Origin of the sequence: Burkholderia sp. PR2, from assembly GCF_052372875.1 — a bacterium.
Lineage (GTDB): Bacteria > Pseudomonadota > Gammaproteobacteria > Burkholderiales > Burkholderiaceae > Burkholderia > Burkholderia diffusa.
The window spans coordinates 1,931,680-1,953,446 of record NZ_JBQRWH010000001.1 but is presented as its reverse complement, the minus strand read 5'-3'; the positions used below and the strand labels follow the sequence as shown (position 1 = coordinate 1,953,446).

Annotated in this window: 20 protein-coding genes; 7 read left to right on the top strand and 13 right to left on the bottom strand. The window is 68.8% G+C overall.

Translation table 11 applies throughout. The features are described 5' to 3' along the window. Positions 1-64: 64 nt before the first annotated feature. Positions 65-2,545, bottom strand: a complete 2,481-nt coding sequence (locus tag ACT2FV_RS08520) for a flavin-containing monooxygenase (protein ID WP_151049963.1) — start codon at positions 2,543-2,545, stop codon at positions 65-67. Continuing rightward, entirely contained in the window at positions 2,532-4,259 is a 1,728-nt protein-coding gene (locus ACT2FV_RS08515; protein WP_444503638.1) for a GMC family oxidoreductase, read from the bottom strand. Before ACT2FV_RS08515 ends, ACT2FV_RS08520 begins: the two co-directional genes overlap by 14 nt. A gap of 368 nt (positions 4,260-4,627) precedes the next feature. Here ACT2FV_RS08515 and ACT2FV_RS08510 point away from each other — a divergent pair, with 368 nt between their 5' ends. Continuing rightward, positions 4,628-5,671, top strand: coding sequence for an AraC family transcriptional regulator (locus ACT2FV_RS08510; protein WP_124901442.1), 1,044 nt, complete (start codon positions 4,628-4,630; stop codon positions 5,669-5,671). 76 nt (positions 5,672-5,747) lie between these two features. After that, the gene (locus ACT2FV_RS08505; protein WP_124620821.1) at positions 5,748-6,257 is read left to right on the top strand and encodes a GNAT family N-acetyltransferase; all 510 of its coding nucleotides are present in this window, start codon (positions 5,748-5,750) and stop codon (positions 6,255-6,257) included. Between the two features lie 8 nt (positions 6,258-6,265). On the opposite strand, the gene ACT2FV_RS08500 is transcribed toward ACT2FV_RS08505, so the two are convergent. After that, positions 6,266-7,219, bottom strand: coding sequence for a leucyl aminopeptidase (locus tag ACT2FV_RS08500; RefSeq protein WP_151049958.1), 954 nt, complete (start codon positions 7,217-7,219; stop codon positions 6,266-6,268). Between the two features lie 58 nt (positions 7,220-7,277). Beyond that, entirely contained in the window at positions 7,278-7,400 is a 123-nt protein-coding gene (locus ACT2FV_RS08495; protein ID WP_006752127.1) for a hypothetical protein, read from the bottom strand. Positions 7,401-7,902: 502 nt separating this feature from the next. On the opposite strand from ACT2FV_RS08495, the gene ACT2FV_RS08490 reads away from it, so the two are divergent. Then, positions 7,903-9,150: a YbfB/YjiJ family MFS transporter gene (locus tag ACT2FV_RS08490; RefSeq protein WP_444503637.1), complete on the top strand. Its 1,248-nt coding sequence runs from the start codon at positions 7,903-7,905 to the stop codon at positions 9,148-9,150. 45 nt (positions 9,151-9,195) lie between these two features. Here ACT2FV_RS08490 and hpaC read toward each other — a convergent pair whose 3' ends face one another. Beyond that, entirely contained in the window at positions 9,196-9,741 is a 546-nt protein-coding gene (hpaC, locus tag ACT2FV_RS08485; protein ID WP_059601253.1) for a 4-hydroxyphenylacetate 3-monooxygenase, reductase component, read from the bottom strand. A 331-nt stretch (positions 9,742-10,072) separates the two neighbouring features. Between hpaC and ACT2FV_RS08480 the strand changes: the two genes are divergently transcribed. Continuing rightward, a complete protein-coding gene (locus ACT2FV_RS08480; protein ID WP_151052636.1) occupies positions 10,073-10,705 on the top strand; it encodes a response regulator transcription factor in 633 nt (210 codons plus the stop codon). Between the two features lie 33 nt (positions 10,706-10,738). On the opposite strand, the gene ACT2FV_RS08475 is transcribed toward ACT2FV_RS08480, so the two are convergent. The 5 genes from ACT2FV_RS08475 to ACT2FV_RS08455 form a co-directional block, all read right to left on the bottom strand. Further along, on the bottom strand, positions 10,739-11,482 hold the full coding sequence (locus ACT2FV_RS08475; RefSeq protein WP_444503636.1) for an SDR family NAD(P)-dependent oxidoreductase: 744 nt from the start codon (positions 11,480-11,482) through the stop codon (positions 10,739-10,741). Positions 11,483-11,538: 56 nt separating this feature from the next. Continuing rightward, on the bottom strand, positions 11,539-12,663 hold the full coding sequence (locus tag ACT2FV_RS08470; RefSeq protein WP_444503635.1) for an amidase: 1,125 nt from the start codon (positions 12,661-12,663) through the stop codon (positions 11,539-11,541). 32 nt (positions 12,664-12,695) lie between these two features. Further along, on the bottom strand, positions 12,696-13,229 hold the full coding sequence (locus tag ACT2FV_RS08465; protein WP_124620835.1) for a nuclear transport factor 2 family protein: 534 nt from the start codon (positions 13,227-13,229) through the stop codon (positions 12,696-12,698). Positions 13,230-13,237: 8 nt separating this feature from the next. Beyond that, entirely contained in the window at positions 13,238-13,615 is a 378-nt protein-coding gene (locus ACT2FV_RS08460; protein ID WP_011356094.1) for a hypothetical protein, read from the bottom strand. Positions 13,616-13,678: 63 nt separating this feature from the next. Continuing rightward, positions 13,679-14,872, bottom strand: coding sequence for an acyl-CoA dehydrogenase family protein (locus tag ACT2FV_RS08455; RefSeq protein ID WP_124620837.1), 1,194 nt, complete (start codon positions 14,870-14,872; stop codon positions 13,679-13,681). A 140-nt stretch (positions 14,873-15,012) separates the two neighbouring features. Between ACT2FV_RS08455 and ACT2FV_RS08450 the strand changes: the two genes are divergently transcribed. Beyond that, positions 15,013-16,566 (top strand): ATP-binding protein, encoded by a 1,554-nt coding sequence (locus ACT2FV_RS08450; protein ID WP_444503634.1) that lies wholly within the window; start codon positions 15,013-15,015, stop codon positions 16,564-16,566. Positions 16,567-16,628: 62 nt separating this feature from the next. Here ACT2FV_RS08450 and ACT2FV_RS08445 read toward each other — a convergent pair whose 3' ends face one another. From ACT2FV_RS08445 to ACT2FV_RS08435, 3 genes are all read right to left on the bottom strand, one after another. After that, positions 16,629-17,015, bottom strand: coding sequence for a tautomerase family protein (locus ACT2FV_RS08445; protein ID WP_444503633.1), 387 nt, complete (start codon positions 17,013-17,015; stop codon positions 16,629-16,631). A 65-nt stretch (positions 17,016-17,080) separates the two neighbouring features. Then, complete coding sequence (locus tag ACT2FV_RS08440) at positions 17,081-17,584, bottom strand: aromatic-ring-hydroxylating dioxygenase subunit beta (RefSeq protein WP_444503632.1); 504 nt, start codon at positions 17,582-17,584, stop codon at positions 17,081-17,083. After that, complete coding sequence (locus ACT2FV_RS08435; RefSeq protein WP_444503631.1) at positions 17,581-18,864, bottom strand: aromatic ring-hydroxylating oxygenase subunit alpha; 1,284 nt, start codon at positions 18,862-18,864, stop codon at positions 17,581-17,583. Before ACT2FV_RS08435 ends, ACT2FV_RS08440 begins: the two co-directional genes overlap by 4 nt. Before the next feature lie 324 nt (positions 18,865-19,188). Between ACT2FV_RS08435 and ACT2FV_RS08430 the strand changes: the two genes are divergently transcribed. Beyond that, entirely contained in the window at positions 19,189-20,523 is a 1,335-nt protein-coding gene (locus ACT2FV_RS08430) for an MFS transporter (protein WP_151050460.1), read from the top strand. 49 nt (positions 20,524-20,572) lie between these two features. After that, entirely contained in the window at positions 20,573-21,766 is a 1,194-nt protein-coding gene (locus ACT2FV_RS08425) for an acyl-CoA dehydrogenase family protein (protein WP_444503630.1), read from the top strand. Position 21,767 lies beyond the last annotated feature (1 nt).

Here is a 21,767-nt window from a genome sequence, read left to right as displayed (position 1 = left end):
TGTCCATGTGCACGCCGGTCGTGTATTCGCCAAGCGTGAAGCACTTGCCGGCAACGCCGGAACTTCACGGCGTCGTCGCCGTCGCCGCTACCCGCTGCGCAGCAAACCCTGCCAGCGTGCGCAACGCGTCCCGCGCCGAGCGCAGGTAAAACGCCTGCAGATGAAATACGTGCCAGCGCGCGGTATGAATCTCGAGCCGGCACGGCACGCCGCAGGCGAGCGCATGCGTCGCGAGTCGCTGCGCATCCGACAGCAGCACTTCCTGATCGCCGGCCTGCACCAGCATCGGCGGCAAGCCGCGCAAATCGGTGTCGAGCGGGCCGCGCGCCGCAGCCGAGCCTGCGCCGTGATACCAGCGCAACCCCTGCTCGAGCCAGCCGCGCCGGATCATCGGATCGTCGTGGCGGCGCGATGCGAGCGTTTCGCCACCCAGCGTCGGGTCGGTCACGGGCGAGATCAGCAGCAGCGCGGCCGCGGCCGGCTCGCCGCGCTCGCGCAGCGCGATGGCCAGTGCCAGCGAGAGCGCGCCGCCGGCCGAATCGCCCGCAATCACGATCCGGTGCGGCGCGTAGCCCTGCACCCGCAACGCGTCGTATGCGGCCAGCGCGTCGTTCAACGCCGCCGGGCTCGGATGCTCGGGCGCGAGCCGATAGTCGGGTACCCACACCGGCAGGCCGGCTTCGGCCGCGAGCCGGGTCGTCACGCCGCGATGGGTATGGGGGCCGCCGAGACAGAACGCGCCGCCGTGCAGGTAGAGGATCGCGCCGCCCGCGTCGCCGTGCTTCGGCGCGATCACTTCGACCGGCACGCCGGCGGCGGACGTCCGGTAGCGCAGCGTGCCGCTCGCACCCGGCATCAGCGGCGACAGCAACGCGACGACGCGGCGCTGCATGCGCGCGCCGAACGGCGGCCCGATCAGCGGCCGGAACGCGACGCGCAGGAAACCGCGCAACGACGCGGCGGCAAGCGCTTCCACGCGGCCGGCGGGCGGCGTGATAACGGTGCCGTGCGTCGGCGTGACGGCGCCGTGTGCCGGCGTGGCGGTGTCGGGCAGCGGCTGCGTGAAGCGGTACGCGGACAGTCCCGTGAAGCGCGTGATCCATCGATAGGTCAGCGTGAAGCCGGGCCAGTTCGTGCTGTTGTGGCCGGACGCATCGACGTACCAGCTCTTGCAGCCGCTCCACACCGAGCCGTCGAGCCGCTGCTGCACGTGCGTGTTGTAGCGCCGGTAGCGGCGCGGATCGACGTCGATCGCGCGTGCGCCGTCGCGCCGCAGCGCGCGCACGCAGCGCATCACGTGCGCGATCTGGCTTTCGAGCATGTAGACGATCGAGTTGTGGCCGAGGTTGGTGTTCGGGCCGTACAGCATGAAGAAGTTCGGGAAGCCCGGCACCGTGAGCCCGAGATACGCCTGCGCGCCGCGTCGCCAGGCGTCGTTCAGGTCGAGGCCGTCGCGGCCGGTGATGCGCATCGGCGACAGGAACGCAGTCGCCGCGAAACCGGTGCCGTAGACGATCGCGTCGACCGGATGATGCACGCCGTCGTCGGTCTCGATGCCGGTCTCGGTCACGCGCCGGATGCGCTGCGTGACGAGCTCGACATTGTCGCGGTCGATCGCGGCGAGGTAGTCGCTCGACAGCAGGATCCGCTTGCAGCCGATCGGATAGTCGGGCGTCAGCCGTTCGCGCAGCGCAGGGTCGCGCACGTCGCGCGCGAGCAGCTTGAGAAACGGCCGGCCGACCGCGACATCCATCAGCCCGTGCAGCCGCGTGAACGCGATCGCACGCGATTCATAGCGCACGTAGATCGACGCGCGATGCAGCTTCATTGCCCACGGCAGCCGGCGGAACAGCGCCCGCTCCCACGGACGATACGCGCGGTCCGGACGCGGCATCACGTAGGCCGGCGAACGCTGGAACACGACGAGGCGCTCGACGTCGCCGGCGATCGCAGGCACGAACTGGATCGCCGATGCGCCGGTGCCGACCACGGCGACGCGCTTGCCCGCGAGCGGATAGTCGTGATCCCAGTGCGCGGAGTGGAAAGCGCGGCCGCGAAACGTGTCGATGCCGGGCAGGTCGGGCATCGCCGGGCGGCTCAATTGTCCCGTGCCGCTGACGAGCATGGCGGTGCTGAGCGTCGTGCCGTCGGCGAGCGTGACGTGCCACAACGCACGGGCCTCGTCATACTGCGCGCGCTGGACGTCGGCGCCGAAACGCAGATGGCGCGCGAGGCCGTACTTGCGCGCGCAATGCTGCAAGTACGCATGGATTTCGGGCTGCGGCGCGAATACGCGCGACCAGTCCGGGTTGGGCTCGAAAGAGAACGAGTACAGATGCGAGGGCACGTCGCACGCGGCGCCCGGGTAGCGGTTGTCGCGCCATACGCCGCCGACGTCGTGCGAGCGTTCGACGATCACGAAGTCGCGAATGCCGGCGCGTTGCAGTGCGATTGCCATGCCGATGCCGGCGAAGCCGGCGCCGATGATGATCGCCGACAGCGGCGCGGCCGGTTCGGCGGAACGGGAGGCTTCAGGCGACGACATGGCGGGTCTCCTCGGTATGAATCGCATCGTGCGAATCACACGATGCAGGAACGGCGTCGCGATGCGCTGGCGCAAGCGCCGCTTCGCATTCCGCGTTGGCGGATGATCGTGCCGGCACGCGTCGCACGTCTCGAATCAGGTCGACGGCCTTCTCGGCGATCATGATCGTCGGCGCATTGGTATTGCCGCCGATCAGCGTCGGCATGACGGACGCATCGACGATGCGCAGCCCCGTGACGCCATGCACGCGCAATTGCGGATCGACGACCGCGAGCGCGTCGTGTCCCATCCGGCACGTGCCGACCGGGTGATACACGGTGTCGGTGCGCCGGCGCAGCACGTCGCGGATCTCGTCGTCGGTCGTCACGTTCGCGGTGAACATGTCGCGCGTGATCCATTCGGCGAGCGCCGGTGCTTCCATCAGCGTGCGCGTGAGCCGGAAGCCGGCGACCATGTCGTCGAGGTCGCGCGGATCGTCGAAGAACGCGGGGTCGATGCGCGGCGCGGCGAGCGGATCGGCGCTGTGCAGCGTGACCGAGCCGCGGCTGCGCGGCCGCAGCAGGCACACGTGGCACGACAGCCCGTGGCCGGCATGCAGCCGGCGCGCATGATCGTCGACGAGCGCGACGACGAAGTGCAACTGGATGTCGGGCGCATCGAGGCCGGGCCGCGTCTTGAGGAAGCCGCCGCCTTCCGCGAAATTCGACGTCAGCATCCCGCGCCGTTCGCGGCGAAAACGCGCGAACTCGCGCAGCATGCGCAGGCCGCCGCGCGCGGACACGCCCATCGTGTCGACGCCGCGCACGCGGTAGCCGAGGATGAAGTCCGGATGATCCTGCAGGTTGCGGCCGACGCCGGGCAGGTCGGTGCGCACCGGAATGCCGAGCCGCTGCAGTTCGCGGGCCGGACCGACGCCCGACAGCATCAGCAGCTGCGGCGTCTGCAGCGCGCCCGCCGCGAGCACGATTTCGCGCCGCGCGCGCAGCGTGCGAACCTCGCCGCGCTGCCGCACCTCGACACCCGTCGCGCGCGTGCCGTCGAACAGGATGCGCAGCACCTGCGCGTGCGTTTCGACCGTCAGGTTGTCGCGGCGGCCGATGTGCGGCAGCAGGTATGCGCGCGCTGCGCTCCACCGCTCGCCGTGCTTCTGCGTGACCTGGTACAGGCCGACGCCTTCCTGTTGCGCGCCGTTGAAGTCGTCGGTGAGCGGCAGGCCGGCCTGTCGCGCCGCTTCCAGGTAGCGCGCATGGAACGGGTTGCCGGTGCGCAGGTCGCTGACCCACAACGGGCCGTCGCGGCCGTGAAAGGCGTCGTCGAAGCGCTCGTTGTGCTCGCTCAGGCGGAAGTACGGCAGCACGTCGTCGTAGGACCAGCCTTCGTTGCCGAGCGCGGCCCAGCCGTCGTAATCGACGCGATGGCCGCGAATGTAGACCATCGCGTTGATCGCGGACGAACCGCCGAGCGCCTTGCCGCGCGGCTGATAGCCGATGCGCCCGCCGAGCCCCGGCTGCGGCACCGTGTCAAAAGCCCAGTTGTTCACGCGGGTCGGCAGCATCACGACCGCGCCGGTCGGCGCGTTGACGATCGCGTTGTCGCCGCGGCCGCCGGCCTCGAGCATGCAGACGGTGACGGCCGGGTCCTCGGTGAGGCGCCCCGCGACGACGCAGCCGCCCGAACCGCCGCCGACGACGATGTAATCGAACGTTGTGCTCATGAAATCGTCTCCCGATGGTCGATGGTTCACGCGCTGCACGCCTGTGCGTGCAGCGGCGGGTCGAAGCGCCTGTCGGACGGCGCGCTGCAGCTGCAGCTGCAGCGCCCGGTGTCGTTGCGGGACTCGTGCCGCGCGCGCGAGCGTGGTCCGCGATGCCAGCGGTCGAATGCGTTGCGCGGGAGTTCGAAGCGGGCGGCGAGGTCGGATGGGCGACTCGGTCGCATGGTGTCTCCTCCGGGGGGCGTTGGCGTCGTTCACGCGACGACTGATGACGCCGATGGTGCGGGCCGCATGGGAAAACACCAATGCTGCTTCGGGACAATTGTTTTAGTATTTGGGCCAAGTCGGCGCTTCGAGGGTTTCTCCGCATGAGCTTCTGGGACTTCACCCGGAGTCCGGCCAGCGCGCGGCTGCTGGTCGATTTCGGCGACGAACGCGGCGTGCCGCGCACGAAGTTGCTGGCCGGCACGGGCCTCGTGGACGCGCAGCTCGACGATCCGAAGGTCGAGGTGACGGCCGCGCAGGAACTGCGGTTGACCGGCAACCTGCTGCGCGCGCTCGGGCGCGCGCCGGGCCTCGGGTTCGAGGTCGGACAGCGCTATCACTTCTCCGCGTACGGCGTGTGGGGCTACGGGCTGATCGCGAGCGCGACCGCGCGCGACGCGCTGGCGCTCGCGATGCGCTTCCTGCCCCTCACGTATGCGTTCACGGTGATCACGTACCGCGAGGAGCCGGAGACGGGTGTGCTGAATTTCGGCGCGCCCGAGCTCGATGCCAGCCTGAGCCGGTTCCTCGTCGAGCGCGACATGGCGGCCGCTGCCGTGCTGCTGCAGGAGATCGGCGGGGGCGATTTCGCGTTGTCGCGCTTCACCATGCAGGCTGCTCGTGCGACGAGCGCGTCCGCTTCCACGCCCGTGCTGCGCATCGCCGGCGTCGAGCCTGCGTTCGGCGCGCGCGCGAACAGCCTTGCATTCGATCGCGCGTTTCTCGATCGGCCGCTGCCGCATGCGAACCCGCTGACGGTTTCGATGTGCGAGCAGATGTGCAGCCAGTTGGTCGACGCGCGGCGCGCGCGGGTCGGCACGTCGGAGATGGTGCGGCAATATTTGACGGCGGCGCCCGGTAACGTGCCGTTCTCGCTCGAGGACATGGCGCGGCTGATGAGCACGAGCCCGCGCACGCTGAAGCGCCGTCTGCAGGAAGAAGGCACGACGTTCCGGGTGCTGCTCGCGCAGGCGCGCGGCATGATGGCCGAGACGCTGCTCGGCGATGCGCACTTGTCGCTGACGGAGGTGGCCGAGCGGCTCGGCTTCAGCGACCTGTCGAGTTTCTCGCAGGCGTTCAAGCGCTGGTATGGTGTCCCGCCGGGCGCTTATCGCAGCGGCCTGTTGCGCGACGGCGGCCCGCAATGACGCTTCGACGCCATGTCGCGCCACGCGCGTCGACTCGCACACGCGCATTCCCCGATCCCTTCACGAGAGAACCCGCATGATCACGCTTCGCCCGATGACCGAAGACGATTTCCTCCGCTTCTGGCCCACGTACCACGCGATCGTCACCGCGCAGGAAACCTATGCATTCGATCCGGCGGCGACGCGGGAGGCCGCTCGCGCGCAGTGGCTCGACGCGCCGCTCTGCACGTGGGTCGCCGAGGAGGATGGCGTGCTGCTCGGCTCGTACTACCTGAAGGCGAACGCGGCCGGGCCCGGCAATCATGTGTGCAACTGCGGGTATATGGTTGGCGAGGCCGCGCGCGGCAAGGGCGTCGCCCGCCTGATGTGCGAGCACTCGCAGCAGGTGGCGCGCGAACGCGGCTTTCTTGCAATGCAGTTCAATTCGGTGGTCGCGACCAACGAGGTGGCGGTGGCGCTGTGGCAGAAGCTCGGCTTCGAGATCGTCGGCCGCTTGCCGCGCGCGTATCGCCACGCGCGGCTCGGCTTCGTCGATTGCCTGGTGATGTACAAGTGGCTCGGCGACACGGCGGCCGCCCAAGCCTGATTCGACAGTCAGACGGCGAACGCGCCGTCGAACACGATCCGCTCGTCGAACGCGAGCGTGCCGCGCGCGAAGATCAGGTCGAGGTGGTGGCTGCCGTTCGCGCCGCCGCCGAGGCCGAGATGCAGCCCCGGATGGCGTTCCTCGAACCCGGCGTTGCGGCCGTACAGCGCGCGGATGCCCAGATTCGTGCCGATGCCGAATTCTTCGATGCGCCGGTGATTGTCATGCCGGTCGAGGTACGACGCGAAGTCGCGCCGGAAGCCCGCGTCGTCGCTGTCGAAATCGACGATCAGGCTGTCTTCGACGTGCAGCGTCGCGAGCCGCTCCGTCACGCGGTACTTGATCGCGAACGGCACGGTGCCGAGGAACGTGCCGCTGAATACGATCGAGCCGTGCAGGTCGGTGACGTGCGTCGCGATCTCGCCGGGCACGACGTCGAGATTGCCCATCCCGTCCACGCTCGTCCATTTCTGGTCCGGTGAAAGCGAGCCGGTCAGCGTGTTGCCGGCTTCGTCGATGAAGTGGATCCGCGATGCGCGCGCGGCCGCTTCGATCAGCCGGCCGTTGCGCGCGGCGATGTCGTCGAGCGATTCCGCGAACGCTTCGTCGAGATGTGGGCCGTAATCCTTGAACAGTACCGACTTGCTCCAGTGCTCGACGATCGCGGGACGGATCGCGGCCAGGAACGGCGGGCCGCTCGGCGACGGTGTCGGCAGGCACGACGAGTCGTACAGCAGCACGAACAGATCCGCGCGCGCGAGCGCGGCGGCGATGTCGGCGGGCGGGGTGGTTTCGAGGCAGAGGGTCGTCGCGTCGAACGAGTCGGGCAGGGCGGAAAACGCGCGCAACGCGACGTCGCGGTTGCGGGTGTCGTAACCGACCAGGAGTTTGCCCGTTTCGCCGCGTGCGAGCTTGTCGCGCAGCGCCGGGTGGCAGCCGAGCGCGCGGTGCAGGTTCAGCATGCGTGTCTCCGGAAGCGGCGGAAGGGCCGCGGCCCTTCCGCGGGAACGGGCTGGCCGCTCAGACTGGCCAGAGCGCGGTGCCGAACGGCACCACGGCATCCTCGACCATCATGTCGACGGCCTCGGGGTGCGTGTCTTCCTGCATCCAGTCAAGCAATTCGATCTGCCGGGTTTCCTGCATGTCAATTCTCCTGTGGTGAACATGAGCGATTCAACATGAAAGCGCGGTAAAGGGATTACCGCCGCTCGTCCGGAATTTTTTGAATACCGGGCGAGTGGCGTCGATATTAGTCTGATGATTTAGCGAATGCAACGCGTTGCATCGTTTTTAGCTGTGGTGTGCTAAACAAGCGGATTCGCTGCGTATCGTGCGATGAAGGCGAATGAATCGGATCGTGAAGGCCGTGGATTATTTTTTTGAATATCGAGGCCGTCAATGATGAATTCATTCATGTGATTCATTTAAATTGCGAGTGCAATCGCGGCGATCGTTTCGGGTTTCATCATTCACGAATGATGCGCACGCGGCTGGCGTTCATGTGAATTGTCCGCAAGCAGTCGACGAGCCGGCTCCGGCGGCTGCCACGATTTTCTGGCACCATCTGACGACTTCGCGTGCGGGCCGCAGCCGCGCGCGCACCGCCGTCCCGGCGGCACGATTCGAACCACGATGGAGACACGCGATGCGCACAGCGCCGCAACCGGAGCACGCCGGCCGAGCAGGGCCGCATGCCGGCGCCGCCGAATCCGACCGGATGGCAGCATGGCGGCTCGCGATCTGCCTGTCGCTCGGCAGCGCGATCGCGCTCGGCCTCGCGCGCTTTTCGTATGCGTTGCTGCTTCCGCCGATGAAGGTCGATCTCGGCTGGAGCTTCGCGCAGGCCGGCGCATTGAACACCGCGAACGCGGCCGGCTACCTGATCGGCGCGCTCGTCTTCCCGTTCCTGTCTCGGCGCTGGCGCACCGGCACGCTGCTGGCGGCCGGCTGCGCGCTGACCGCGGTGCTGATGGCCGCATGCGGGTTCTCGTCCGGCATGAACGCGCTGCTCGTCGAGCGGCTCGCGACAGGCGTCGGCAGCGCGCTGATCTTCATCAGCGGCGGCGTGCTGGCGGCGCGGCTCGCGTCCGCGTCGCCGCGCGATGCGGGGCTGCTGCTCGGGCTCTATTACGGCGGCACGGGGTGGGGCATCGTCGCGTCGTCGCTGCTCGTGCCCGCGACGCTCGTACATCGCGCACACGGATGGCAACCCGCGTGGTTCGCGCTCGCGGTCGCGTGCGTGCTGTTCTCGGCGATCGCCGTGGCGGCGGCGCGTCGCATCGAGCATGCGCACGCGGCACCGGCCGTGCGGCGCGACGGCGCCGCGCCGGCGGCGAGCGCGAGCCCCGCGCGCTTCGCGCTCGCGCTCGCGGGCTACGGACTGTTCGGCGTCGGCTATATCGGCTACATGACGTTCATCGTCGCGCTGCTGCGCGGCACGGGGATGAGCGGCACGGTCGTGTCCGCGTTCTACGTGATGCTCGGCGTTGCGACCATCGTGTCGGCGCGGCTGTGGTCGGGGTTGCTCGACCGGATGCGCGGCGGCCAGGCGCTGGCCGTGCTCAATGCGTTGCTCGGCGTGGCGACGCTGATGCCGGCGCTGTTCGCGCATCCGGCGGCCGCGTTCGCGTCGGGCGTGCTGTTCGGCGCGACGTTCCTGTCGGCGGTCGCGTCGACGACCGCGTTCGTGCGCCACAATCTGTCGCCGGAAGGCTGGGCGAAGGGCATCAGCGCGTTCACGACGATCTTCGCGTTCGGGCAGATCGCCGGGCCCGTCGCGATCGGCTGGGTATCCGACAGCGCGGGGCTCGCGCGCGGGCTCGTGTATTCGGCGCTGACGCTGTTCGCGGGCGCGGCGCTCGCGGCGGGACAGCGCGCGTTGCGGGCGGCGTAGCCCTGCGCGATCGGCGAGCGCGGCACCATTTCGTTACCCCGACCGTTACCGCACGCAGGCGGTACGCGATACGCGATGGAACGCGCGGCTGAAGTAGATGAGGCTGTCGCCGTCGTTGCGCACGCGAATCGACGTCGCCTCGATGAACATCACCGAATGCGAGCCGACTTCCTTCATGTCGGCGATCGTGCCTTGCAGGCTCGCGAGCGCATCGCGCAGCACGGGCACATCCTGCTCGCCGCGATCCCACACCGGCAGCTCGAAGCGGCGCTCCATCGGCAACTCGGTGAGTCCTGCGAAATGCCGCGCGAGCAGTTCGTGCTCGGCCGGCAGCACGTTGATGCACACATGACGATTGCGCTCGAAGGTCGCATGCATCGCGCTCGACCGGTTCAGGCACACGAGCAGCGTCGGCGGCGCGTCGGTGACGGAACAGACGGCGCTCGCCGTGATCCCGCAGCGGCCGTGCGGCCCCGCGGTGGTGATCACGTTGACGGCCGCGCCGAGGTGGGCCATCGCTTGCCGGAAGGCCTGTTGCGCGGCGGTGGGTTCGGCGCGCGCCGGTTGCGGGGTATCGGTCGGTGCTGACATGGGCGCTCCTGGGTGAATGAGGTGGCGATCGTGCGAGCCGTCGATGCGGCATCGAATCGTCGACGATGCAGCAAGCGTACGTCGCGAAAAAGCCGGCGAACATTCGCACGAGTGACGATGAAGATGGCGTTCCCGCCAACGCATCTAAAGGTTCTACCTAGATGCGCGGCACGGCGCGCGGAAAAAAGTGCGATGGAGCATTGATGCGGCACGTGAAGGGGTATTCAGCGCATTTTCTGCTCGTTATGATGTGCCGCACACCCCGACGAACGACGCCTGCCTCACCCGCGGCGCGTGCGATGCCGATACCGATATCTTGCGAGACACCCCGATGACGTCACCCGCTCCGATCGTATACATCGTCGACGACGACAGCGGCATGCGGACGTCGCTCGCCTGGCTGCTCGAGTCGGTCGGCATCGCGTCCGAAGGCTTCGCGAATGCCGCCGATTTTCTCGCGCGCTTCGACGTGAACCTGGTCGCGTGCCTGGTGCTAGACGTGCGGATGCCGGAGAAAAGCGGTTTCGACGTCCAGGCGGAACTGAACGCGCGCGGCGCGACGCTGCCGGTGATCTTCGTGAGCGGACACGGCGATATCCCGATGTCCGTGCGCGCGCTGCAGAACGGCGCGATCGATTTCGTCGAGAAGCCGTACAACTCGCAGCAGATGCTCGAGCGCGTGCAGCGCGCGTTGCGGCTCGCGCAGCAGCGGCACGCGGTCGGCCAGCGGCATCGCGAGCTGCGCCAGCGGCTCGACGCGCTGACCGCACGCGAGAAGGAGGTGCTGCGCGGCGTCGTCGACGGCAAGGGCAGCAAGCAGATCGCGTCGGATCTGTCGATCAGCGTGAAGACCGTCGACGTGCATCGCGCGAGCATCAAGGAGAAGCTCGGTGCGACGTCGATCGCCGCGCTGGTGCGCGACGTGATGGTCGTGTGGGGGGGCGACGGCGACACGCCGCGCTAGATGCACGAATGCGCGCCGTCGCGCGCGCCGCGTTCAACGCATGTATAACCCGCCGTTGATGTCCCAGCACGCGCCGTTCGCGAAATGCGCGTCGCCCGACGCAAGCAGCACCGCCGCATCCGCGACGAAACCGGCCGATCCGAGCTTGCCGCCCGGCAGGCTCGCGAGCACCTGCCGCAGCTTTTCCGGCGCGACGCTCTCGTAGACGATCGGCAGGTCGAGCGGGCCCGGCGAGATCGCGTTGACGGTCACGCCCTGCGCGGCGAGGTCGCGCGCGAACACCTTGGTCAGCGTCAGCGTGCCGCCTTTCGCGGCCGCATAGTGCGCGCCCGTCGCCGAGCCGCCGTTCTGCCCGGCGAGCGACGCGATGTTGACGATGCGGCCCGCGCCGCGTGTCGCGAAGTAGTGGCCGAACACCTGGCAGCCGAACAGCACGCTGCGCAGGTTCACGTCGATCACCTGGTCGAACTGCTCGGCCGTGATCTCCATCGCGGGCACGACCTTCGATGCGCCGGCATTGTTGACGAGCACGTCGATTGCGCCCCAGCGCACGACGAGCGCATCGCGCGCGGCTTCGAAATCGCGTTTCGACGTGACGTCGAGCGGCAGCGCGATCGCGCGTTCGCCGCTCGGGTCGATTTCGCGCGCGTGCGCATGAATGGCGTCGGCGGCGATGTCGGCCAGCGCGACGCGATAGCCGGCCGCGAGGAAGCGTTCGGCGATGACGGCGCCGAGCCCGCGCGCGGCGCCGGTGACGAGGACGACTCGGTCTGACATGGTGCGTGATTCCCTGGTTCGCGGGCGCGTGGCCGAAGCGGCACCCGCATCGTGGTTCATGCGGCAAGCGCCGTTTCGAATTGTGCCGCAATCGCGCACACCTGTTCGTCCGCGCCCTTGCGGCCGACGATCTGCAACCCGGCCTTCAGCGGTGTTCCGGCGAGCGGCAGCGGCAGGCTGAGCGCCGGATGGCCGCTCAGGTTGAACGGCCGGATCAGCGACGACATCGCGATGACCGATACGCCCTCGCGCGCCTGTTGAAGCGTGATCGGCAACGCGGGCAGCGTCGGCAGCACCAGCACGTCCGCGCGTTCGAGCGCGGCATCGACCTGAGCGGTGAAGCGCGCGCGTACGGCTTCGGCTTGCACGAGCGCGGCCGGTGTCGTCTGCGCGGCCATGCGCAGCCGCGCATCGAGATCCGCGCCGAGCTTGCCGGTGTCGACGAGATGCCCGAATGCGCGCGACGTTTCCGCGTTGATGACGGCGAGCCCCGCGGCGAACGCGGCAGGCAGTTCGTCGAGCGCGACATCGTGCGTGCGCAGGCCCGATGCGCGCACCGCCGCATCGAGCGCGGCGGCGATGGCCGGATCGGCATCGGCGATCACGTGCGCGATCGTGCAGCCGGCAACGGGCGCTGTCGCGCGCGTCGGATCGAAGTCCGGTGCAATGGCGGCCATCACGGCTGCGAGCGTGCGGACGTCGCGCGCGAACGGTCCGACGCAATCGAGCGTGGTGTCGGTGGGTGCGACGCCGCGCCGCGACACGCGGCCGAACGTCGGCTTCAACCCGACCACGCCGCAGCAGGCGGCCGGCCCGCGAATCGAGCCGCCGGTGTCGGTGCCGAGCGCGGCGTCGACGACACCGAGCCCGACGAGCGACGCCGATCCGCTCGACGAGCCGCCGGGAATGCGCGTCGGGTCCTGCGGATTGACCGGCGTGCCGGTGGTGTCGTTGATGCCGGTCATGCCGAACGCGAGCTCGTGCATGTTCGCCTTGCCGGCGATCTGCCAGCCGGCGTCGAGCAGCAGGCGGACCACGTCCGCGTGCTGCGCGGCGGGCGGCGCGTCGGCGAGTGCGCGGCTGGCCGCGCGGGTCGGATGGCCTGCGATGTCGATCGTGTCCTTGATCGCGATCGTCGGACCCGGGCCGCCCAGCGTGAAGGTATCGATGAAGCCTGTCATGGTGCGATGGCGTGGGAGCGGAGTGAAAGGGTTCAGGATTGCGGCGCGGCGGCGAGTGGCCACGGGCCGTCGAGCACGCGCTCGGTGCGGAAATGGCGGATCAGCCAGGTCGCGCCGCCTCCGGCCGGCGCGAAGTCGACGCTCAGCCGCGCGGCGATCAGCTCCGCCGTGCCGTCCGCGTAGCGCGACGCCTGCAGCATGATCCAGCGGCCCCGTGCGCTCGCATGGTCGGCGCCGACGTCGATCGACTCCGACGTCAGGAAATGCAGGTTCGCCGCGAAATGCGGATCGGGCGGCAGATAGCGACGCAGCATCGCGACGATCGCATCCGTGCCTTCGAGGCGGCCGAACTTGCGCGCGTACTGCGGGCCGATGCCTTCCCACACCGCGTCGGACGTGAACAGCGCAGCGAGCGCCGGGCCGTCGCCGGCGTCCTCGGGCACGTCGCACAGCGCCATGTAGCGCGTGATCGTCGCGCGCACCGCGCGTTCGGCGTCGAGCGCCGCTACGCGCCGTTCAAGCGCTTCGAGCGCCGCGATCGAGCGCGAAGAATCGGGGCCGGTCATCGCGCGCCTCACGCTGCGGGTTTCGCGGCCGGCGGCACGGTCAGCGCGCGGCCGACCCGCGCCTCGATCTTGCCATAGCGCCACAGGTTGTATTCGCCGACCGGCGTCGTGCGGTACAGGTTGCAGACCGCGACCGTCGTGTCGAAGTCGGCGACGTCGGCCATGATGTAGAACGTCCACGGCGCGCCGTCGGCCTGGCCGACCACGAGGCGGTCGTCATCCATCACGCCGAGCACGCGCACGCCGGGCATCGCCTCGACGGCGGCGAGCATCGCGCCATACGCTTGCCACACTTCGCCGATCTTCTCGCGCGGCAGGTCAAAGAAGTTTTGCGACACGCCGCAGCAGAACAGCACGCGCAGCGGCAGCGGATTCGAATCGGACATGACAGGTTCTCCTGAAGAATGCGTTGAGCGGCGTTGAAGCGAATCGATGCGAATCGACGCGGATTACAGATAGCCGGGAAACGGCGTGACGCCGGTGAACACCGCGCCCGCGCCGTCGAAGTTGCCTTCGCCGAGAAACGCGTGCTGCGTGACGACCATCGCGTCGCGCAAGAGGCGCTGCAGTGGATGCGTGCGATAGATCGCGGCCGTGCCGCCGAGGCGGTACGCGCGCTCGACGACGCTCGCGCCTTCGCGTGCGATATGCGTGGCGGCGAGTCTCAGCAGGCTGACCTGCTCGGGCGTGACCGGGTTGCCGGCCAGAATCGATTGCCAGACCGAGTCGGTCGCGTCGTAGAAGAACGCGCGCGCCGAGCGCAGCTGTGCCTCGGCCTTCGCGAGTTCGATGCGGAAATACGCGCGATCGGCGAGGCGCGGCGCGCCGGTGGTCGTCTGGCGGCCGCCCGACATGCGGTTCGCGACGTCGAGCGCCGCGCGGGCCAGCCCGAGGTTGACCACGGCGAGCACCTGCGCCGCATATGCGACGGTCGGATAGCGGTACAGCGGCTCGTCGACGGTCGCCTCGCCGCCGCGCACGAAGGTCCACGCTTCGGGCACGAAGCGGTCGTCGACGCGCAGGTCGTGGCTGCCCGTGCCCTGCATGCCGACCACGCTCCAGTTCTCGACGATCTCGACTTCGGTGGCACGGAACACGGCCGTGCGGGGCTTGTTCGGCGCGGCATCCTGCGCGCCGGGCACCGCGATGCCGACGCCGAGCCAGTCGGCGCCCTTGCAGCCGCTCGCGAACTTCCACGTGCCCGTTACGCGCCAGCCGCCGGGTGCCGCCTGCGCCGGCTGCACGGGGAACAGCCCGCCCGCGAACACCTGGTCGGGGCCGCTCGCGTACAGCTCGGCCTGCGTGGCGAGCGGCAGCGCGGCGAGATAGGCGTTGGCCGAGCCGAAGCTCGCGACCCACGCGGCCGACCCGTCGGCGGTCGCGATCCGCTCGATCATGCCGAGGAACGCGGTGGGCGCGAGCGCATCGCCGCCGAAGCGGCGCGGCGTGCCCGCGCGATAGATGCCGGCCTCCTTGAACAGCGCGATCACGTCGCGCGGCACATGCGACAGGCGGTCGAACTCGTCGCGGCGCGCGGCGACGGTCTCGATCACCGCGTCGAGCGGCGACATACGTGCGGCCGCTTCGCGGACCGCATGCGGCGAGGGGGGCGCGGCGTCGATGGCGAGGGCGGCGTTGGGCATGGCTGTCTCCTGGGGATGGGGTTCGATTGCGGGGATGGACACGGCATGGACCTAGTCTAGAAACGCCGAAAACACGCAGCAATTGGTGCGTAGGGCTGCGTGACTGGTGTCGCTCCGTGCCGGGCTAAAGAAATCTTCAGATGCGGGCCGCGCACGCCGGTGCTATGTTGGACATCCGGCCGCGCGACGCCGCGTGCCTTCATCCGGATCCGATCATGAGTTTTCCCGACGAAGACGATTTCCACCGGCTGCTCGACGCATTGACCACCTGCGTGCTGCTGCACGACGCGCATACCAAGGCGATCGTGTGGGCGAATCGCGCCGCGTGCATCGCGCTCGGCTTTTCCGTCGAGGAACTGCTGCCGCTGAAGGCGCCGGACATGACGCGTCCCGAACCGAAATACCAGCGCGAGATCGCCGTGAGTGCGTGGGATCGCGCGCTCGTCGACGGGCCGCAGGTGTACGAGTGGTGTTACCGCTCGCGCACGGGCGTCGACATGCTGTCGGAGGCGACCGCCACATACGTGCCGCTGCGCGGTCGCGACGTCGTGATGGTGCAGTTCCGCGACATCAGCGCGGAAGAAGCGGTGCGCCAGCAACTGCGCCGCTACGAAGCACGGCTGCGCGAGTTCATGCAGGACCTCGATGAAGGGATCGCGGTCGTGACGCCGCACGGCGGCGTGCAGTTCATCAGCGAGTCGGGCCGCCGCGTGCTCGGGCTCGCGCCGGACGAAGCGCTCGGCGAGGTGCTCGACTATTGCAGCGCGGCCGACCGCGACCGGCTCGTCGCGCAGCTGCGCGATGCGCCGTCCGCGTGCCCGTCCGAGCCGCAGCGTTACCGGATCGTGCGGCGCGACGGCTCGGCGTGTTGGCTGCGCATCCAGTGCCGGCAGGTCGAGATCGAAGGCGATCTCGACGGGCTGCTCGTGCAGTTTCGCGACGTGAGCGACGAAGTGGCGATCGAGGATGCGCGGCGCGCGCAAGCGCGGATGCTCGAATACGCGAGCCGCTACAACGCGATGGGCGAGATGGCGAGCGTGATCGCGCACGAGCTGAGCCAGCCGCTCGCGGCCGTGCGCAACTTCATCGAGGGCGCAGTGCAGCGGCTGAACGCGCGCGGGGCCGTCGACGACGCGATCTGGGGCCTGCGCAGCGCGGACCGGCAGGCCGAGCATGCGGCGCTGATCATCAAGAGCGTGCGCGAGTTCATCGTGAAGCGCGAGCCGGTCGTCGCGCTCGCCGATTTGCGCGAGATCCTCGCTGACGTCGCGTATTTCATCGAGCTGCGCGCGAAGGAGGCGGGCGTGACGGTGACGATCGTGCAGGCCGATGTGCCGCTGCCGATCCGCTGCGAGCGCGTGCTGATCGGGCAGGTGATGCTCAACCTCGCCTTCAACGCGATCGAGGCGTTCGCCGGCTGCGAGCGCGCACCGTGCATGCTGACGCTCGGCACCGCGAACGTCGACGGGCACGCCGAGCTGCGCGCGATCGACAACGGACCCGGTATCGCCGAAGGTGCGCACGATCGGCTGTTCGACGGCTTCTCGTCGTCGAAGGCCGGCGGCAACGGGATCGGGCTGTCGCTGTGCAAGAGCATCGTCACGCGCCACGGCGGGCGCATCGGCGCGAGCCCGGCCGAAGGCGGTGGGCTCGACTGCCGCGTGACGCTGCCGCTCGCCGGAGCGCACGCGTAGCCGCTGCGCTGCATCGCGTGCATCACATGCGTCACGGCAGGGCAGCGACGCGCGGCACACGGTCAGCGCCCCAGCGCCCGCGCGGTCTGGCCGCCGATCCCGAAGTCGGTGTTCGGGATGTCCTTGATCATCACGCGCGTTGCCTGCAACGGCGCATCGAGCACGTTCGCGGCAGCGTCGGACAGCGCGGCGATCAGCGCGCGTTTCTGCGCATCGGTGCGGCCGGCGATCAGGATCGCGACGATCACCGGCAGCGACGGCGGCGCGCCGTCGGCGGCCGTGCACCCGCCGAGGCCGATATGCGTCGCGGGCAATTCGGTGAGCAGCACGCGCACCGATCCGATCGGCGCGCTTGTCGCGTCGACGGTCGCGCTGCTGAGCCGCGCAATCAGCTCGGCCTTGCAGGCGTCGTCGTGGCCGGCCGGCAGGAAAACTTCGAGTGTGGGCATGGTCGTCCGTAAAGGTGAAGGTGACCGGTTCACCGTTGCGGATTCGGCGGTGAACCGGCGGCGGCTTACAGCAGGAAGCCGATCGCGCTGAGCGCTTCGGTCGAGTCGATCAGGCGCACGACCTTCTCCGCGATCCGCATCTCGCCGTCCGCATCGACACGCAGCTTGTGCGTGACATTGGCCGCGAACAGGGTCGCGACGCCACGCTTGTATGCGACGACAACCTGCGCGGATTTCAGCTCGACGGTGTCGGCGCTGCCGCTTTCCAGCGTGAAGCGCGACACGGTGCGCACCGTGCGCGCCGCGTCGGACGCCGACGCCGAATAGCCGGACAGCATCCGCTGCACGCGCTTCTCGCGCATGTCATGGTCGTCGAACACGTAGTTCAGCGTCGCCGCGAAGTCGGTCGCATCGGGATCGATCGGCACCACGTAATGGCCGGCCGGATCCCACAGGTCGAGCCATGCGCGATAGTCGCGACGGTCGAGCATCTCGGCTTCGCGCCACACGAATTCGACCGCGCGGGCGAAGGTCTGCTCGGAAAAAAGGGCGTTGCGGTCATCCATCACTGTTGCTCCATCATTTTTCGCCATTGCTGGTAGGCCTCGCGCATGCCCGTCTCGTCGGTGGCATGCGCGGTCTTTTCGCCGTTCGCGGCCGTCGTCTCGCGGTTCAGCCCGCGGTTCACGAGGATCGGCACGTCGGGGCCCGCATGCGCGCCGCGCTGTACGCGCTCCCAGGCTTCCGCGTCGTCGGGGCTGCCGAAGCCGAACGGGCCCTGGAAGTGCTCGTGGATGCGCAGCCGCTCGCGGTTCGCCTCGTCCGGGCCGCCGTCCATCGCGAGCGCGACGTGGCGGATCTCGGTCTCGTTCGCCGAGATCGGCCGCAGCACGCGGAAGAACGCCATCGATAGCGCGAGGTTCGGAAACAGGTTCAGGTTGAAGCCGACGCCCATCAGCGAGCGCACGATGCGGCGCACTTCGTCCGGCGCGTGGCGCTCGGCGAGCTTCGCCGCGAGCGGCGCGAAGCGCTCGGGCAGCGGCGCGCCGTCGTCTTCGTCGAGATCGATCAGTTCGGGCATGAGCACCGCGAGGCTGTGGCCGTTGCCCAGCGCGCGGCAAAACGCGTCCTCGCTCGTCATGAAGCTCGTGATCGCGGCGGCCGTCTCGTCGTCGATCGACTTCATCCACGACTTGTGCACGACGGGGAAGTGATAGAGGTCCGTCGTGTTCTCGAGCTGGATCTTCCAGTTGCCCTTGAACTTGAACTTGTGCTCGCCGTTCGCCTTGATTGGGTAGCCTGCACCCTGCTTCATGAACAGGTCGATCCACGGTTTCGCGCCGCCGAGGAAATCCTCGAGCGGTTCGATGGCGTCGTTGAAGCTCGCGAAGATCAGCCCCTGGTACACGCCGACGCGCAGCTTCACGAGCGGCAGGTCGCCCTTCTCGCACACGCCTTCGTAGCCGTCGCCATACGGCAGCGCGCGCAGCGTGCCGTCGAGCGAGTACGACCAGCTGTGATATGGGCACGTGAAGCCTTTCGCGTTGCCCTTGTGCGATTCGCACACGGTCGCGCCGCGATGGCGGCAGCGATTCTGCAGCACGTTGATCTCGCCGGTCTTGTCGCGCACGACGATCACTGGCTGGCGGCCGATCGTCGTCGTGATGAAGTCGCCCGGGTTCGGCAGCTCGCTTTCGTGCGCAACCCAGATCCAGGTGCGGTAGAAGATGCGGTCGAGCTCGGCTTCGAACAGCGCGGGATCGTGATACATCGCGGGTGCGATGCGGTCGGGCTGCGCGAAGCCGTGCAGCGCGCGGGTGTCGATCGTCTGGTAGGAAATGTCGCTCATCGTCGTCGTGGGGAAAGAGTCGCGAGGAAGTGCGGGTCCGGTCGGGCGGACCTCGCACGGATAGCGGGACCAGTTTCGTCGCCGCGTTTTCATCCGTCAAATTGATCTAAAAAAGGCGATCAAATAAGCGCGATGGATAATTAGATGGGCGACTCGCGGCACGGCATGCCCATGCATGCGATTCATGTTCATCATTTTTGGCGGGAATTTGACCGTATTCCGCTGCGCTCTTATCGTGATTCGGACGCAGTGAACAGATTCGATCGCGGACCTGCCGCCCGATGCGGGACAGGCAGGACAACTGAACTTATCCCCCAACACACCATGAACTCACCAGCGCCCCTGTCAGCGGTTTCGTTGCCCGTTTCCCGCAGCACGAGTTCGGTCCGACGCGCGGTCGCGACCGCCGTGCTCGGGCAGGCACTCGAATGGTACGACTTCTTCCTGTACGGGACGGCCGCCGCGCTGCTGTTCGGCAAGCTGTTCTTTCCGGTCGGCAGCGATCCGCTGACCGGCACGATCGCGGCGTTCGGCGGCTTCACGGTCGGCTTCGTCGCGCGTCCGATCGGCGGGCTGCTGTGCGGGCACATCGGCGATCGCTACGGGCGCAAGACCGTGATGATGCTGACGATGTTGACGATGGGCGCGGCGACGGTCGGTATGGGGCTGTTGCCGACCTATCGCGAGATCGGCGTCGCCGCGCCGGTCGCGCTGGTATTGCTCCGCGTGCTGCAGGGGCTCGCCGCCGGCGGCGAGTGGAGCGGCAGCATCCTGCTGATCCACGAGAACGCGCCGGTCGACCGGCGCGGTGCGCTCGCCGCATGGAGCCCGTGCGGCGCGGCGTTCGGCTTCGTGCTGTCGACTGCCGCGTTCCTGCTCGTGCAGCAGTTGCCGGCAGCCGACGTCGAGCGCTGGGGCTGGCGCATCCCGTTCCTCGCGAGCATCGTGCTCGTCGGGTTCGGCCTGTGGATGCGCCGCTCGATCGGCGAGAGCGCGGAATTCGCCGATGCGCGGTCGACACGGAAGTCCAGCGCGACGCCGCTCGTCGACGTGCTGCGCGAATGCCCGCGCGAAGTGCTGACCGTGTTCGGGCTGCGGTTCGGCGAAGGCGCGGTGTCGTACCTGTTCTTCGCGTTCTCGCTCGCGTACGGCAAGTTCATCGGTCTCGATGCATCGTGGCTACTGAGCGGGCTCGTGATCTCGATGCTGCTGATGATTCCCGTGACGCTGCTCGCGGGCCGCCTGACCGACCGGATCGGCCGCAAGCCCGTCTACTTGCTCGGCGCCGTCGCCGTAGTGCTGATCGCGTATCCGTACTTCACGTTGCTGCAGTCGGGCCGCTTCTCGCACGTGATCGTCGCCCTGCTCCTGGCCAACAGCATCGCGATCGGCATTCTCGAAGGCGCGCAGCCGGCGTTCATCAGCGAACTGCTGCCTGTGCACCTGCGGTTCTCGGGGCTCGGAATCGGTCGCGAGATCGCGTCGGTGCTCGGCGGCGGGCTGTCGCCGGCAATCGCGACCGCGCTGCTCGCGCACTACCGCAGCGCGACGCCGATCGTCATCTATCTCGTGCTGCTCGGCGCAATCACGGTCGTCGCAACCTGCATCGCACCGGAAACCCATCCGAAGGCGATGCGCGATGCTGCCCGATCGCGCTGACCGTCGCACCGTCTTTCCTCCATACCTTTCGCCTTTTCAGGACATCACCATGCAAGCTCATTCCGCCATCCGTGCCGTCGTGCCCGACGTGCCCGTGCCGCCGCAACCGGCCGACCGGTCACCTTTGCCTCTCGATACGGTGATCGCCGAGGTCGAACGCCGGCGCGACGAATTCGACCGGCTGTCGCACGTGCCGCGCGACGTGATCGCGATGATGAAACGCGCGGGTATCTTCCGCGCCGGCACGCCGGCGCGCTTCGGCGGCGACGCGCTGCCGCCGCACGTATTTCTCGCGATGCTCGAACGGATCGCGATCGCCGACGGTTCGGCCGCGTGGGTCGCGGCATTCGGCTCGGCCAACACGTATCTCGCCGCGCTGCCGCTCGACACGCAGCGCGCGATCTACGCGGACGGCCCCGACCAGGTGTTCGCGGGCGGGCTTTACCCGCTGCAGCCGGCCCGGCCCGCACCGGGCGGCTACCGCGTGACGGGCCGCTGGCGCTTCGCGAGCGGCTGCAAGGGGGCGGACTGGATCGGTGTCGGCATCGGCGGTGCGCCGGCCGACGGCGGCGCGCCGGGCAAGCCGTTCACGGCCGTGTTTCGCGCCGAGGACGTCGAGATCATCGAGAACTGGCACGTGGTCGGCATGCAGGGCACCGGCAGTCACGACCTGGCGCTGAACGACCGGTTCGTCGACGCAGCCTGGACGTTCGTGCGCGGCGGCGAGCCGACCGTCGACGAACCGCTGTACCGCTATCCGGCGGTCGCGTACCAGGCGCAAGTGCATGCGGCCGTGAACGTCGGCATCGCGCGCGCCGCGCTGGACCTGCTCACCGCGATGTCGGGCGCGACGAAGACGACCACCGGCGCGCCGCGCCTCGCCGATCGTCCGTATTACCGCGAAGGGCTTGCGAAGGCCGAGGCCGACTGGCGCAGTGCGCGGGCGTTTTTCTACGAGACGGCGGAAGCCGCGTGGGCGTCGCTGGCCGCTGGCCGGCCCGTATCGCCGCAGCAGGCGAACCTGCTGCGCCTGAGCGCGACGCATGCCGCGCAGGTGTGCGCGAAGGTCGTGATGCAGGCCTACCAGCTTGCCGGCACGGCCGCGATCTATCGCGAGAACCGGCTGCAGCAGCTGGTGCGCGATTCGATCGTGGTCACGCAGCACGCGTTTCTCGGCGAGGCGACCTACGACGGCTCCGGCGCCGTGTTTGCCGGCATCGTACCCGTTACGCCGTACCCGTGAT